Genomic DNA, 14,939 nt, shown 5'->3' on the forward strand with positions numbered 1-14,939 from the left:
CCGGCATTGATTGCCGGGCGAAAGTGTTTCTCGGTGTCCGGCATCATCGTATGCCGGATGCCGAACATCACACGATTACTTCGGTTTGACGATGTCCGCTTTCGTGGATTCGACGATCGCCATCAACTCGGAGGTCTCCTTTTCAGGCACACTGTGTTTGGCAAGGACGCCCTTGAGGATTTCCACCATTCGATCCCAGTCTACTTCCGAGATGTTGAGATGCGCGTGCGACTCTTTCATGCCGCGTCCGGTGTATTGACATGGTCCGCCGGTGGCCTGACACACCATGGCCGTGACGTGGTACTTGAGATATGGTGCGGGTACCAGTTTCCTTGCCTTGTCGATGGCGGGATTCCGATTGAGGATCGAATCCGGCACCATCGCGTCGATGAAATCGCTGACGACCACCGAGATGGGCGCCAGACCGCCGAGGCGCTCGTACAGTGAACGGGTCTCGGTCTCCGGCGCGTTCTGAGATCTCGCGACCAACGGGACTGTGGCGCACACGGCGACCGCGAGAATCGTGATCACCGAGGCAGTTTTCGTTCGGACCATTGTGCTCTCCTCCATCTTAACGAGTGTCTCCGCGACCGGCTCGCGGCCGCTCTCTTGTTGTCTCGCACGGGTTCCTCAATCTCTTTGAAGACGACAATACAGGCCGGAGGGTCGCCGCTACGCCCCACGCCAGTGTCGTATCATCACAAAACTATGACGCTCAGGACACCTTCTGCAACATACAAATCATCGCCACGCCATGTCGAATGACCTTGTCTCTGCGGCCGGTCGCCCGGATTGCCGCCTTCGCCGGACGAGGGGGCAACTCCTGGACAGATCGCGTGCGAGCGAGCCGCCCTTCTCAGATTCATTGCCATTCCGAGGGAGACGAATGATCAAGATGGCGGTTGACGCGTCGTCCGTTCCCCGCTCGGAGCCCACACAGAAGCCCCGCATCGGCGGGGCTTTCTACATTTCTCAAGGGCCCGATCAGGAAGCTGCTGGGTTTTGAGTCCGCTTTGACAAGCGCGATTTGAGGCGGGCGGCTTTGTTGCGGTGGATGATGCCGCGCGACGCGGCTTTGTCGAGCGATGAGGTCAGTGCGCGCAATTTTTCCTCACGCCCCTCGGTTTTCTCGGCAGCCGCGAAATCCTTGAGTGCGCCGCGCAGATTGGATTTGTGACGGCGGTTGGCGCTGGTGCGCTTGATGGTCTGGCGCAGATGCTTGCGGTCGGCGGGACGACGTTTCGACACGATCTACCTTTCTTTTCCTCGTTGGTCCCCTCGCCGGGGACGGGTATCCTGTTGCGATCCGGACCTGGCGCGGCCCGCGCCAGGTCGAAGCACGAATATAACACATGGAACCCGAAAGACAAGCATCCCAAAACGGTCCGCCCGCGCCGAATGGCCGCTCTGACCCGACACGATTCGCACGCCGCACCGGGACTGTCGCCGGGGCGACCATGCTCTCACGCGTGTTGGGAATCGTCCGTGAGCAGGTCATCGCCTATTATTTTGGTGCGGGGGCGATGGCCGATGTCTTTGTCGCCGCCTTTCGAATCCCCAATCTGTTACGTGACTTTCTGGCGGAGGGGGCATTCTCCGCTGCCTTTGTACCGACGTTTACTTCCACCCTCAGAACCGAAGGCAAGCAGGCCGCATTCGAACTCCTCAATCGCGTGCTGACAGTTCTGTCCCTGGGGTTGGCGTTCGTTTGCATCGTCGGGATCATCATCACACCGCAGATCGCCTGGGTTTTCTCCGGCGGCGAAGGCGATACGCCGGACAAGGTGGAACTGCTGGTGACGATGGCGCGCTGGATGTTTCCGTTTCTGTTGCTGGTCTCTTTGGCAGCGGCGTTGATGGGTGCGCTCAATGCCTTTGGGCACTTCGGGATGCCGGCACTGGCCCCGGCGGGGTTCAATGTCGGAGTGATCGGCGCTGCCGTCTTCGTGTCACCGCGGTTGGAGACGCCGGTGCTGGCGTTGGCGTGGGGAGTCCTCGCGGGTGGCTTGCTGCAATGGGCGACGCAGGCGGTGCTGCTTCATCGCATCGGATTTCGTATGCGGTGGCAGCGGGGCTGGCGCGATGCGCGTGTACGCACAGTGCTGCGATTGATGCTCCCGGCCGCCATCGGCGCGGCCGCGGTGCAAGTGAACGTACTGGCGATGACACGTTTCGCCTGGACGCTTGGCGACGGACCGGTTGCCTATCTCAACTACGCGTTTCGTATCCTGTTCGTGCCGCTCGGAGTGTTCGCTGTTGCGGCCGCGACTGTCGGGCTTCCGCGACTGTCCGAACAGGTGGCGGCCGGCGACGAGCACGACGCGCGCGAGACCTACGCGCGCACGCTGCAGACGGTATTCTTTCTTGTGCTTCCGACCGCGATCGCATTTTGGCTCTTCGGTGAGATGATCTGCGCCGCACTCTATCAACGCGGCCAGTTCAGCGCCGACGATGCGTATCACACGGCGCGGGCGCTGAAGTATTACGCGATTGGCCTGCCGGCCATGGCGGCAGTCCGTGTGACCGCGCCGGTCTTCTATGCGCACAAGGACACACGCACGCCGATGTACTGCGGCGTCGCATCGATCCTGGTCAATCTGGTCGCCATGGCCCTCCTTCGTGAACCGTTGGGATATGCGGGACTGGCCCTGGCAGTTGCCGGGTCGGCGGTGGTACAGGCGGGGTTGCTGATCCTGCTGGGGCAGGCACGTCACGGACCGCTGCGGGTCCGAGCGGTTCTCGGGCACTGTGTGGTCTTTGCCGCGCTCGGCTGGCTCGCGGTCCGTATCGGAGAATGGATGGCACTGCGCCCGTCGATCCAGGGACTTCCCCTCGGGATCATCACGGTGACACTTGTCGCGATTGCGACCGCGGGGCTCGTCTACATTGCGACAACCTGGATGTTCGGTTACCGTCATCTCGGCGCAGAGTTTGCTCTGCGACGGCGCTGACACACGATTTGCATGTCTGACACAACGACATTTGCCTCCCGCGTTCCCGTCGGCGGACGGCGTTGTCCGGCGCTGTGGTGCGCGGTTCTGGTGGCACTCGGCATCGTCGTCGGCGATCGCTGGGGGACACCGCTGGTCTGGTGTGCGGTACTGACCGGCCTGCTGCTCCTCTCGTTGGCGTTGTATGGGATTCCGAATCCAAAGTTGTCGACAGTCGTCACGGCAATGTTCGTCTTGGTCAGCGTCGGGGCGTTCCGAATTGCGGTCGAGAATGCCGGACGTCCCCACGCGGGATTGTTGGAACTGGCAGAATCACGGCGGCCGGTAGAGTTGTTCGGACGCATCGCCGGGATTCCCTATCAGAGGTCCCACGGCTGGCGCGCGCCGTTCGAATTGAAGGCGGTGAGCGCGGCTGGAAGCACGGCGCCGCTTTCGTCCCGGCTCCTGCTGTCAACGGGCCACTCGCTGGACGACGTTCGCTATGGCGACTATGTACGCTTCCGCGGATATGTACGATTTCCCTTTATCCGTCGCAATCCCGGGGGGCTCGATTACGCCCGCCATTTGCGGCGCCAGGGGATGGATGCCATCGCCACGCCCGTTGCCGGGCTTCGCATTCTGGCTTCCGAGGGATCGCTTTGGTCGCCGACAAATCTTGTCGAACCGGCCCGGCGGTGGATTCGGAGCATTTTCGTCGAGAATCTTCCGCCCGAGTCGAGCGCGCTGCTCTTGGGGTTTCTGCTGGGAGACACCGAACGGATTCCGCAATCGGTCGTGGATCAGTTCCGTGATTCCGGCGCCCTGCATCTGCTGGCCGTCTCGGGCGCCAATGTCTGGCTGATCGTCGGAGTGTTTTTCTGGCCGCTGTATGTGCTTCGCGTCAATCGGCGCATCCGCACATCGGCACTGATCATCATCGTCGTCCTGTTCGCGTTTCTCACGCGCAACGAGCCGTCGGTTGTCCGCGCCGCGATCGTCGTCACCATGGTGATGCTGGCCGGGGTCGTCCATCGGCCCGTTGACATCATCAATGCCGTCGGCTCTGCCGGGTTTCTGATTCTGCTGATCGCGCCGTCGCAATTGTTCCGCCCGGGATTCCAGCTTTCGTTCGCGGCAGTGCTGGCGATTGCCGTAATGCTGAGACGGGTTCACTCGTTGTGGAGTGATCCTCGCGCCGGACGTCTCAAGCGCATCTCGCGCGGAATCTTGTTCATCACCGTCTCATCGGCCGCCGCCAGCATCGCCACGGCTCCGGTCTTAGCCGCACATTTCGGCACCGTCCCGCTCGTCGGGGTGTTCTCCAACATCGTCATGGTCCCGCTCGCCGGTCTGACGGCGCAACTGGGCGTCGTGGCCTTGGGGGTCGGGGTTGTGACCCGCTCGCTGCCGGACTTCATGACATGGCCCTTGCAGCTACTCATTCGAACGGCGACCGGTGTGGCTGGGTTTTTCGCCGGGTGGCCGCATGCTGTCGTCGACTGGCCTGACCCTTCGATCGCGTCGATCACGCTCTTTTATGTCTTGCTGAGTTTGCTGTTGGCATGGCGCTTTCGCTACGCGTGGATGCGGCCGGCTGTATACACCGCGTTGGCATTGGTCGCCTGGCAGAGCGTGTCTGTCGCCTTTGGCACCATAGAGAAACCTGTCGCGGTCGCGCTCCTGGATGCCGGCAGTCAACACATCGTGGCCGTAGCGTTGCCCGGACAGGAGCCCGTCTGGTTTGCCGACAGCGCACGTGTTGTCGAAGGAACAATGCAGTGGACTGTCGAGCCGTTCGCCCGGCACGTATTCGGATCGCCGGAGTCGATCGAATGGAATGATTGGAAGACCGCGCCCGATGGCCATGCCCGAAGGTCCGACGTGGCTTCAATCCCTGGCGCGGGCCGATGGGTCCGTGTCGTTGATACGTCAGCATCCGGCGGCACGACGTCCATCATAATAGCTGATGTGATCCAATCAGGGCGAAACTGCGTCCTGCTGATTCGTGATGCCGAACAGTTCGCGGCGAAAGCGCTCAATCTCGCCGCGACCGAAGGAACTCTGATCGTTCCGGCCGACACACGTCCATTGATCCTCCGAGCGCTGGTAACGGACCTGAAACCGGAATCGGTCGTGCTGTTCGGACGCCTCCGGTACCGTCGCTATCCTGATGAAGCGGTGGCGTTCTGGCGTATCCGCTTTCCGCACACGCGCTTCTGGGCGACTGACCTGCACGGAGGAACCCTCGTTGAGCTTGACGAAACGGCCATCCGCATCAAGCCCACTATCGAGTTCTTTGACAGCGACCGGCCGGCTGTACCGTAAAGTGGCGGCACGTGCTCCCCGATAAGAGTAGAGGCGTCCTCACACAAGGGGGCAACAGCAGGAATGAGTTTTGCCGGAAATTTCAAGACCGTCTCGTTTGGCGATGCGTTGCAGTTGATTTCCACCGGCAAGAAAACCGGTGCGCTTCATCTGGAACGCGCCAAACGCAGCAAGAAGATTTTCTTTCGCGGGGGCAACATCATCGCGGCGTTGTCCGATCCGCCGACCGATGAGGAACGGCTGGGTCAGTTGCTGCTGCGTCGCGGCGAGATCACGCCCGATGTGCTGGACCGCGCACTCAAACGCCAACGTTCAACCAAACGCCGCCTCGGTCAGGTGTTGATCGATATGGATCTTCTCGCGCGCGACAAACTGATGAACGTGTTGCGCGCGCAAGTTGAAGAAGTCGTCTACGCGGTCTTCGGCTGGACTGACGGCGAGTTCCACTTCGTCGAGGCCGAAGAACCCGGCCCCTCGCAGATACTGGTGGATCTCAACACGCTAAACGTCATGATGGAGGGCGCCCGGCGCTTCGATGAATACGCCCAAATCGCACATGCGCTCCCAAGTGAGGATGCCGTCCTTCGCCACATACTCACGCCCCGAATCACGAACGGTGAAATTACGCTCACGTCGGAGGACCTGGAGGTTTTAGTCGCGATCGACGGCGAGCGTACGGTCGGAGAGATCGTCGGGCACTCGATGCACGGCGAGTACGCGGCGTCCAAGGCGCTGCACAAGGTCCTGTCGGCGTCGCTGGCCGAACCGTGTCCGCAAAAATCCGAGACGGCGCGGCAACGGGCCGATGAGGGAGACGTGTTCAATCTGATCTATCAGGTCTATTCGCGGGCGTTGGAAGCGGCCCGTCAGATATTGGCCGATCAACTCGGGGCGGCGGGCGACCGTCTGTTCATGCGCATTCCCGAGTCCTGCGAGGACGATGCCCGGGGAATGTCCCACATGCTGGTCGATCGTGGGGGCAACGGCGGCGTAGCCGCCTTTCGCGATCTGGCGGCACAGATTCCCGATGCCGTCCGCCTGCATCGAGTCCTGGATGTCTCGGGGCGCACACTCCGCCACGCGATTGACAGCGTACGCGACCGCCTGGGCTCGCATCGCGCCAATCAGCTCGTTCGCCACATCGAACAGGATCTCATGCTGGTGTTGGGGCAGAAGCGAGATATTGCCGATAATTATGACATACGACGGGAGCTGAACTTCGCCCTGCGGGGAGACGCATCGTGACGAAACAGGCAACCAGAATGACGACAGCGTTTCTGGGACTCGCGATCCATGCCACGCCGGCCATCGCCGACGCGGGCCCTGGTGGCTCGCGCGCCAGTTCCTTTCTGATTGAGACTATCGTAATGCTGATCGTTGCCGCGCTGGTCTTCCTGAGCATCAAAGTCTACTTGTCCATCCGTGGCGGGAAAGTGGGGGCTGGCTGGCTTTGGCTAATGGGCGGCTTCGGAGTTTGGTGCCTTGGGCAGGCCGCTTTCTTCTGCGGCGAGATTGGAATCATTCCGGCGATCGGTCTGTGGCTCGATGTCATCCGCATTGTCGCTTTAGCGCTGGTTTTAGTGGCGATGCTGCGGTTTCGCAAACTGTTCGCCTGAACACGCTTGATTGTCGTCGGATCAGCACCTGTAGGGCCAATCCAACACATTCGCTCTTGCGCAGTTATCCGCCTCACGCCTTCGGCCGGACGTAAGCCGATGCGCGTGCGCTGATTCCGCATTAAGTCCCCGGCACGGCACGTCGATATCAACAAAGAGACCCTGCCGCCGGATGCAGGGCGGTGCACAACGGCGGCGGAAGCGCATGGTCCATCGCCACAGGCATGCACATGATCAGTGTCGCGGAATTAGACGAGCGTATCGACAAGTGTCTGGCCATCCTGGCGCAGAACCCACATTCGCGCGTGTTCGCCGCGCTGGCCGACGCCTACCGTAAGCGCGGCGATTTCGGTAAAGCATTTTCGATCTGCAAGGGCGGGCTCAAGCATCATCCCGATTATGCGCCCGCACACGTGGTCATGGCGAAGTTGTATCTGCATCAGCACATGTTCGGTGACGCGCTCGAATCGATTCAGCATGCGGTCCGCGCCGATAATCCGACGCGGGCCACCGATTTGCTGGAGGCCGAGATTCGGATCGCCATGGGTGACATCGACGGCGCCTCACCGATCGTTGCCAGATTGAAAGTCGGTGATCCCCACAACGATCAGGTTCGAGAGGTCGCGGCCAAGCTGCGAACGACGCAGACGCATGGGACACTTCCCAGCGCCGACACGGCGCGACAATTCGTCACGAGCACCGTTCCCGAGGCCTCTGGTTCCGTCAGCGGCCAAGACCGTCCGTCGTTTGCCAGGACCGAGTCTCCGATTTCCTGGGATGAGTGGGAAGCGATGGTCGAGACGGTCCCGCAGGTGGCGACCGCATTTGCCTGGGATGCCGACGGTGATCCGTTGGCCGGGGTCTCCGACCAACCGACGGCCCGGTCTACGGGGACGATCATTGCAAATCTGTTCTCTGCAATTGATGAGTTGTTGCGCTTGAAGATCGATGCGTCGCTCGAGGAGATCCGTGTTGAACGATCCAACGGCGAGCTGTGGTGCGGACGGGGCAATCGCGGGTTGATCGGATTCGCAGGACATCCGGGCGTCTCGTTCGGCGCGGCGCGGCAAGCTGCCGTTGCGAACGCGCGCCGCGTTTCGGGCGGATCGGCACACTAAGAGGTGGAGATGATGGCAGAGACTACAGCACAACCGCTGCCGCGCGGAGTTCTCATCCGCCAGACCTTCGTCGCCGTCGGCGCGATGATCGCGATCCCCTTGCTACTCTATCCGCGTCGTCTGGGTTTTCCAGACCTCGGCTTGAATCCCCTGTTCTCACTGCTGGAATGGGGATTCTACTTCGGTGTCTTCACTTTGGCCGGGGCGCGATTGTCGACTTCGACGCGTTTCATGTCGGCGGGATTTACGGTTCTCGCGCGACTGGTGGTCGGCGCCGCGCTGGCTGTGCTGGTCGCTGTCGGGCATGACATGCCGTGGAAGACCGTCGCCGTTGAAATCCTCTGGTCGTATCCCGTTGCCGTCATCGTGCTCGTGTTGCTCATGCCGATCGTGTTGCGTCCCGTTTGGGAGCACTTGATGGGCGAAGGAGTCAATCGTGGAACTTCGCGTCGCGCCGTGGGCTTCGGCGGCAAGCGCGCACTTGTCCAGCGTCCGCTACGTCGCGCATACGGCAGCCGTGCAGCGGGCGGCGGCGAGAATCGGATCCTCGGTCCGGTGCATCTGGAAGCATCGCAGCCGGGGCAGGCGACGCTGGATGACGCCGTTTCCTATGTCGGCGGCTATCACGGTGTGCGACTGTGCTGGATTGTCGACGGCGAGGGCTTGCCCCTGGCCGTCTGGCAACGTCAGCATTATTCCGAAGACGCCGAGTACTGGGCTCCGATCAGCATCGAAGCGGCCGATTTTCACCGACGTCGATTGTCGGTAACGGGACCATGCCAGCCCGAACGCATCGAAGTGCGCACCGATCTCGGTCGCGTCATCGTCGAATCGGTGGGCTCGTTCTGGCTGGGTGTTATGACCGATAACGAAACGGATGATTTGATCGGCGTGCGGCTCGGGCGCGCACGCGATATGATCGCACACTATCTCCAGGAGGCCGGACGCCGTTATGTCGGCGCCGGGGAGGCGCACTATGTATGAAACACTGGCACAACTGAACAAGACCACCGGCGTCACCGGCAGCATGCTGGTGGGCACCGACGGTATCGTGATCGCATCCGATCTCGATCAAAAGACCAACGATGAAGTGCTCGGGGCACTGGCCTCCTCCATCGCGGCACAAGTGCGCAAGTCGACCGGGGAGATGGGGGGCGACGACTTCACGCAGGTGACCGTCGAGGCCGACGATCGGAAGATTTTCCTGACCGATGCCGGGATCGGCACACTGGTCGTCACGACCGAGCCGCGCGTGAACATTGGATTGGTGCGTCTGGAGATCCGCAACGCCATTGGCGCCCTGCAGAACACCTAAGTACAAGGCCGACGAGCGAATACGATGGTTGCCATCAACTACGCGTTCCGCGAGATCAGCTGCAAGATCGTCTACTATGGCCCGGGGCTTTCGGGCAAAACGACGAACCTGCAGTATGTTCACGACCGACTGCCCAAGAAGTCGCGTGGCGATTTGATCAGCCTGGCAACCGAGGCCGACCGCACGCTGTACTTCGACTTCCTCCCGCTGGAGCTGGGAGAGATCGGCGGCTTCGCCACAAAATTTCAGATGTACACTGTCCCGGGACAGGTCTTCTACAACGCCACACGCAAGCTCGTGCTGCGCGGCGTCGACGGCATCGTTTTCGTGGCGGACTCCCAGAAAACGAAGATGGACGACAATCTGGAGTCGTTGGCGGATATGGAGGACAATCTGAAGTCCTACAATCTCGACATCCACACGATGCCGATTGTCATCCAATACAACAAGCGCGACCTGCCCGACATCGCCACGATCGAAGAAATGGAAGCGGTGCTCAACAAGCACCAATGGCCATACATCGAGGCGGCGGCGGTCAAGGGACAGGGCGTCTTCGACACGATGAAGCGTGTCTCCAAGCTGGTCTTGGCCGACCTGAAGAAACGCACATCGGAAGGTGCCGTTACGCCGGCCGGCGGTTCCACGCCGACCCCCACGGCCCAAACTCCGGTCAAGACGTCGGCGTCCAGGGCCGAACTGGCTTCCATTGCCGCACGTCCGACTGCGGTGGTTTCCGCAGCGGGCGTTGCGACGAAACGTGTCGCCGCTGCATCGGAATCCGTTGCCGTGGCGGAGCGCGATACTCATGAAGACGAGATACCGGTCGCTCCCGTTGCGGGATCGACCGTTTCGAAATTGCGCGACCGTCCGGAACAGCCCAGTGGCGCCCCGGTCATGGCCGCGCAGAAGAGCACGCGCGTCCGGCGCCGCCGGCGTTCGCAGTTTGATCGGTTGTTCGGCTGGCTGTTCGGCCGTTGAGGAGGTCACCGATGGCATCGGGAGCCGTGATTCTGTACGAGGAACAGATTGATCAGATCAACGCTGCCCTCTTGCGGTTGATCAAGAAGGCGGAAGCCAAGTGCGCCCTCTTGGTCGACAAGGACGGCCACCTGATCACCCGGCAGGGGTTCACCCAATCGCTGGACACGACAGCCCTGGGCGCTCTGCTGGCAGGCAGCTTCGCCTCCACGCGGGAGATCGCGCGGTTGGTCGGCGAGCCGGAGTTTTCGGTTCTGTTCCATCAGGGACAAAAGGACCACATCCACATCGGATTGGTGGGCGAACGCAGCATCCTGGCGATCGTTTTCGATGATCGCACAACCATCGGGATGGTGCGCCTCTATGCGAAGGAAACCGCGGATCGTCTCAGGGAATTGTTGACGCAACCGCCGAAGGGCTCCGCCCGCGCGCTGGACACCGACTTTTCGCGTTCGGCGGGTGAGACGATCGACAACGTTTTCAAGGAGTAAACCGAACCGGGCCGCTCGGCGGGGGGGACCGGTCGTAAGTCCCGATGTCGCAGGAACTCGGCCAGATGCTGGTTCAGGCGGGGAAACTCTCGCCCGATCAGCTCGAAGATGCGCTCAAGGCCGTTCGCGATAAGAATGAGAAATTCGCGGATGTCGTTGTCCGCATGGGTGCCGTTGTCGATGAAGATGAGCTCACGCATTTCATCGGACGGCAGCTTAACATCGGGGCGTTGCGCCTGTCCGATGTCGAGCTCGATACCGAAGTCGTCAAGCTGATCCCCTACGACATCGCGCAGCGCTTTAACGTCATCGCGGTCTCGCGCGTCAACCGTACGCTCGTGGTCGCGATCTCCGATCCGCACAATATCTACGTCCTTGATGCCCTGAAATTCATCACCGGCTGCACGATCCAGCCGGTCATCTCGCCGGAACGCGCCATCGCGCGTTCGATCGAGCACTATTACGCCGACACCGCGGGTTTGGGCGACATCCTCAAGGGATTGGAAGAGGATGAAAGCGGACTGCAAGTCATCGAGGCCGATGAACAGGTCTCGGAGATGGACCTGCAGTCGCAGGTGCAGGACAAGCCCCTCGTCAAGCTCGTCGACAAGATCATCCTCGAGGCGATCCAACGACACGCGTCGGACATTCACATCGAGTCGTACGAGAAACGCATTCGCGTCCGCTACCGCATCGACGGGATGCTGCGCGAGACCCAGCCGTTGCCATTCAAATACCGCGCGGCCATCGTCTCACGCGTGAAAATCATGGCCGATTTGGACATCTCCGAACGGCGTTTGCCCCAGGACGGCCGCATCAAGGTCAAGCTGGGCAAGCGTGCGGTCGACCTGCGCGTCTCGGTGCTCCCCACGATCTTCGGCGAAAAGGTCGTCATGCGAATTCTCGATCCCGAGGCCCTGATGGTCGATTTGACCAAGCTGGGCTTCCCGGAGACGTCGCTGAAGAATTTCACCAAGGCAATCAACATGCCCTATGGGATGATCCTGGTGACCGGCCCCACCGGTTCGGGTAAGACGACAACCCTCTATTCGGCGCTGAAGACGCTCAACCAGCCCGACGTCAACATCATGACCGCCGAAGACCCGGTCGAGTTCAACTTCGAGGGGATCAATCAGGTTCTGGTCAAATCCGATATCGGAATGACGTTTGCCGCGGCATTGCGGTCGTTTCTCCGTCAAGACCCTGACATCGTGATGGTCGGAGAGATTCGCGACGGCGAGACCGCGGAAATCGCAATCCGCGCCGCGCTGACCGGACACTTGGTGTTCTCAACGCTCCACACCAATGACGCACCGTCGACGATCCATCGCCTGATCGACATGGGTGTGCCGAACTACCTGGTCGCGTCGGCCACCAAGCTGATCATGGCGCAGCGAATGACGCGGCGCATCTGCGGCAACTGCAAAGAAGAGGTCCCGATCAATGCCGATCATCTGGACTTGCTGAACATCGCGAAGGAGGACGCGGGCGGACTGAAGATGTTCGTCGGACACGGCTGCACCGATTGCAACAACACCGGGCTGTCCGGGCGAACGGGCATCTTCGAGGTCATGCCGGTTTCGCCCTTCATTGAGCGGATGATCCTGGACTCGGCGTCCGTTGACGAGATCCGGCAGCAGGCGATCACCGAGGGGATGCTGACGCTGCGCACGGCCGCCCTGGAGAAGATGGGCAAAGGCATGATCCCCTTAGAACAGGTGCTGGCCGAAACGAACGTTTAGGGGGCGTCAAGTGGCCGCCTTCGACGGCCGATACCGTAAAAGAGGGGCCGACCGCGGGCGGGCGGGCCGGTCCTGATCAGCCATTCCGGGGACACACATGGTCACACTGCGCGAACTTCTGGAATTAATGAGCGAAAAGCGCGCGTCCGATCTGCACCTGACGGTGGGGTCGCCGCCGCAGTTGCGTGTCGACGGGCGTCTGCAACGTCTCGACATGGAAGTTCTTGCGGCGGAGCATACCAAAAAGCTCGCGTACAGCGTCATGAACGAGAAACAACGCAAGCGGTTCGAGGAGTCATGGGAACTGGACTTGTCCTTCGGTATTGAGAATCTCAGCCGGTTCCGCTGCAACATTTTTATCCAGCGCGGAAACGTCGCCATTGCCATTCGTCAAATCCCGTTCTCGATCCCGTCGTTTGAGGAGTTGGGATTGCCGCGCGTCGTCAGCGAATTGGCGAACTTGCCGCGAGGGCTCGTGCTGCTCACCGGACCGACCGGGTCGGGCAAGTCGACCTCGCTGGCGGCGTTGATCGACAAAATCAACCGCGAGCGCTACAACCACATCATCACGGTCGAAGACCCGATCGAGTACCTGCACCGTCACCAGTGTTCGCTGGTAAACCAGCGCGAAATCGGGTCTGACACAATCACGTTTGCCACCGCGTTGAAGTACGCGCTGCGGCAAGACCCCGATGTCGTGCTCATCGGCGAAATGCGCGACCTGGAGACGGTGGAATCGGCGCTGAACATCTCGGAGACCGGTCATCTGGCGTTTGCGACCCTGCACACCAATTCATGCGCTGAGACGATCAACCGCATCGTCGACGTTTTCCCGGTCAATCAGCAGGAACAGGTGCGCGTGACGTTGTCGTTCGTGCTGCAGGCCATCGTGTGCCAGCAGTTGATCCCGCGCGTGGGCGGCGGCCGGGCGCTGGCCACGGAGATTCTGATCTGCACACCGGCGATACGTGCGACGGTCCGCGACGACAAGATCCATCAGATATACAGTCTCATCCAGGCGGGTCAGAAGTATGGGATGCGCACGATGAACCAGTCGCTGGTGGAGTTGTATTTGACACATAAGATCACGTACGGTGATGCCTTGTCACGTTCCTCGAATCCGCAGGAGATGGACGAGATGATCGCGCGCGCCAAGGGAGCCGGCAGCACACGGGTCCGGGCCGGCATGGGAGGCGAACATGCCGCTGTTTGAATACAAGGGCAAGACACTTGCCGGCACACAGGTCGTCGGTGAGATGAGGGCCAAAAGCCGCAACGATCTGGATCGTGCCCTGCGGCGCAAGAAGATCATCATCTCTTCGGTGCAGAAGAAGCCGTCGCAGATCAAGCTGCGTATCGGCACCGGGATTAAGAAGATCCATATCTCACGATTTACGCGCCAGTTCGCGACGATGATCGGCGCCGGTCTGCCGATGGTCCAGTGTCTGGATATTCTTTCCAAGCAGATGGAAGCAGCGGAGATGCGCCGCGTGGTCGGCGAGGTCAAGGAGTCGGTCTCTTCGGGCTCGACGCTGGCCGAGGCGCTCGGGCGTCACAAGAAGGTGTTTGATGATCTCTACGTGAACATGGTCGAGGCGGGCGAGATCGGCGGCGCGCTCGATACGATCCTCGTGCGCCTGGCGAACTACCGCGAAAAGGCCGATGCCCTGATCCGCAAGGTTCGCGGTGCCATGGTGTACCCGTCTGTCATCGTGGTCGTCGCCATCGGCGTGACCTTCGCGATGCTCACATGGATCGTGCCGGTCTTCGCGAAGATGTTCTCCGGTTTGGGGGCGGAACTGCCGGGACCCACACAAGCCGTCCTGCGAATTTCGCATTTCCTGCGCGACAATCTCCTGATGATGTTCGCGGGGGCCATCGGATTCGCGATCGGTTTCCGGTATTTCGTGCGAACCGAAAAGGGTCGATTGTACTTCGACCGCTTTATGCTGCGCGCGCCATTGATCGGGACTCTGATTCGCAAGAGCGCCGTGTCCCGCTTTACACGCACGCTGGGGACATTGCTGTCCTCGGGTGTCTCGATTCTCGAAGCGCTGGAAATCACGGCCAAGACGGCCGGCAACCGCGTCATTCACGACGCCATCCGCCGCTCGGTGCTGGCGATCGCCGAGGGCGACACCATCACTGGTCCCCTGAAGGACACCGGCGTCTTTCCGCCCATGGTCACGCAGATGATCTCCGTCGGTGAGAAGACCGGCGGTCTGGACGACATGTTGTCCAAGATCGCCGATTTTTACGACGAGGAAGTCGATGCGGCTGTCAGCGCGCTCACGTCGATCATCGAGCCGGTGATCATCGTGTTCATGGGCGTCATCATCGGCGGCATTCTAATTGCCATGTATCTGCCGATGTTCGACATCATCGGCAAGATCCAGTAACGTGCCGGGGATCACACCCCCCCGC

The 14,939-nt window shown here is 61.0% G+C and carries 13 protein-coding genes and 1 pseudogene; 12 read left to right on the top strand and 2 right to left on the bottom strand.

Annotated features, from left to right (window positions below):
- Positions 1-75: 75 nt before the first annotated feature.
- Positions 76-555, bottom strand: coding sequence for a group 1 truncated hemoglobin (locus VGB22_02905; GenBank protein HEX9750229.1), 480 nt, complete (start codon positions 553-555; stop codon positions 76-78).
- 429 nt (positions 556-984) lie between these two features.
- The gene (rpsT, locus tag VGB22_02910) at positions 985-1,248 is read right to left on the bottom strand and encodes a 30S ribosomal protein S20 (protein ID HEX9750230.1); all 264 of its coding nucleotides are present in this window, start codon (positions 1,246-1,248) and stop codon (positions 985-987) included.
- A gap of 104 nt (positions 1,249-1,352) precedes the next feature.
- Between rpsT and murJ the strand changes: the two genes are divergently transcribed.
- From murJ to VGB22_02970, 12 genes and pseudogenes are all read left to right on the top strand, one after another.
- Complete coding sequence (murJ, locus tag VGB22_02915; protein HEX9750231.1) at positions 1,353-2,951, top strand: murein biosynthesis integral membrane protein MurJ; 1,599 nt, start codon at positions 1,353-1,355, stop codon at positions 2,949-2,951.
- A 12-nt stretch (positions 2,952-2,963) separates the two neighbouring features.
- Positions 2,964-5,255 carry a ComEC/Rec2 family competence protein gene (locus tag VGB22_02920; protein ID HEX9750232.1) on the top strand — a complete coding sequence of 764 codons (2,292 nt, stop codon included), beginning with the start codon at positions 2,964-2,966 and terminating at the stop codon, positions 5,253-5,255.
- A 63-nt stretch (positions 5,256-5,318) separates the two neighbouring features.
- The gene (locus VGB22_02925) at positions 5,319-6,500 is read left to right on the top strand and encodes a DUF4388 domain-containing protein (protein ID HEX9750233.1); all 1,182 of its coding nucleotides are present in this window, start codon (positions 5,319-5,321) and stop codon (positions 6,498-6,500) included.
- On the top strand, positions 6,497-6,871 hold the full coding sequence (locus VGB22_02930; GenBank protein ID HEX9750234.1) for a hypothetical protein: 375 nt from the start codon (positions 6,497-6,499) through the stop codon (positions 6,869-6,871). The genes VGB22_02925 and VGB22_02930 overlap by 4 nt, the downstream gene beginning before the upstream one ends.
- Positions 6,872-7,101: 230 nt before the next feature.
- Positions 7,102-7,989, top strand: coding sequence for a tetratricopeptide repeat protein (locus VGB22_02935; GenBank protein HEX9750235.1), 888 nt, complete (start codon positions 7,102-7,104; stop codon positions 7,987-7,989).
- A 12-nt stretch (positions 7,990-8,001) separates the two neighbouring features.
- Positions 8,002-8,973, top strand: a complete 972-nt coding sequence (locus tag VGB22_02940; GenBank protein HEX9750236.1) for a hypothetical protein — start codon at positions 8,002-8,004, stop codon at positions 8,971-8,973.
- On the top strand, positions 8,966-9,304 hold the full coding sequence (locus VGB22_02945; protein HEX9750237.1) for a roadblock/LC7 domain-containing protein: 339 nt from the start codon (positions 8,966-8,968) through the stop codon (positions 9,302-9,304). Before VGB22_02940 ends, VGB22_02945 begins: the two co-directional genes overlap by 8 nt.
- 24 nt (positions 9,305-9,328) lie before the next feature.
- Positions 9,329-9,907: pseudogene (locus VGB22_02950) on the top strand (ADP-ribosylation factor-like protein).
- A gap of 386 nt (positions 9,908-10,293) precedes the next feature.
- Positions 10,294-10,773 carry a roadblock/LC7 domain-containing protein gene (locus tag VGB22_02955; GenBank protein ID HEX9750238.1) on the top strand — a complete coding sequence of 160 codons (480 nt, stop codon included), beginning with the start codon at positions 10,294-10,296 and terminating at the stop codon, positions 10,771-10,773.
- Positions 10,774-10,817: 44 nt separating this feature from the next.
- A complete protein-coding gene (gene pilB / locus VGB22_02960) occupies positions 10,818-12,515 on the top strand; it encodes a type IV-A pilus assembly ATPase PilB (protein HEX9750239.1) in 1,698 nt (565 codons plus the stop codon).
- Positions 12,516-12,612: 97 nt separating this feature from the next.
- A complete protein-coding gene (locus VGB22_02965) occupies positions 12,613-13,728 on the top strand; it encodes a type IV pilus twitching motility protein PilT (protein ID HEX9750240.1) in 1,116 nt (371 codons plus the stop codon).
- The gene (locus tag VGB22_02970) at positions 13,715-14,914 is read left to right on the top strand and encodes a type II secretion system F family protein (protein ID HEX9750241.1); all 1,200 of its coding nucleotides are present in this window, start codon (positions 13,715-13,717) and stop codon (positions 14,912-14,914) included. The genes VGB22_02965 and VGB22_02970 overlap by 14 nt, the downstream gene beginning before the upstream one ends.
- Positions 14,915-14,939 lie beyond the last annotated feature (25 nt).

It is taken from the genome of Candidatus Zixiibacteriota bacterium (assembly GCA_036397555.1).
Lineage (GTDB): Bacteria > Zixibacteria > MSB-5A5 > WJJR01 > WJJR01 > DATKYL01.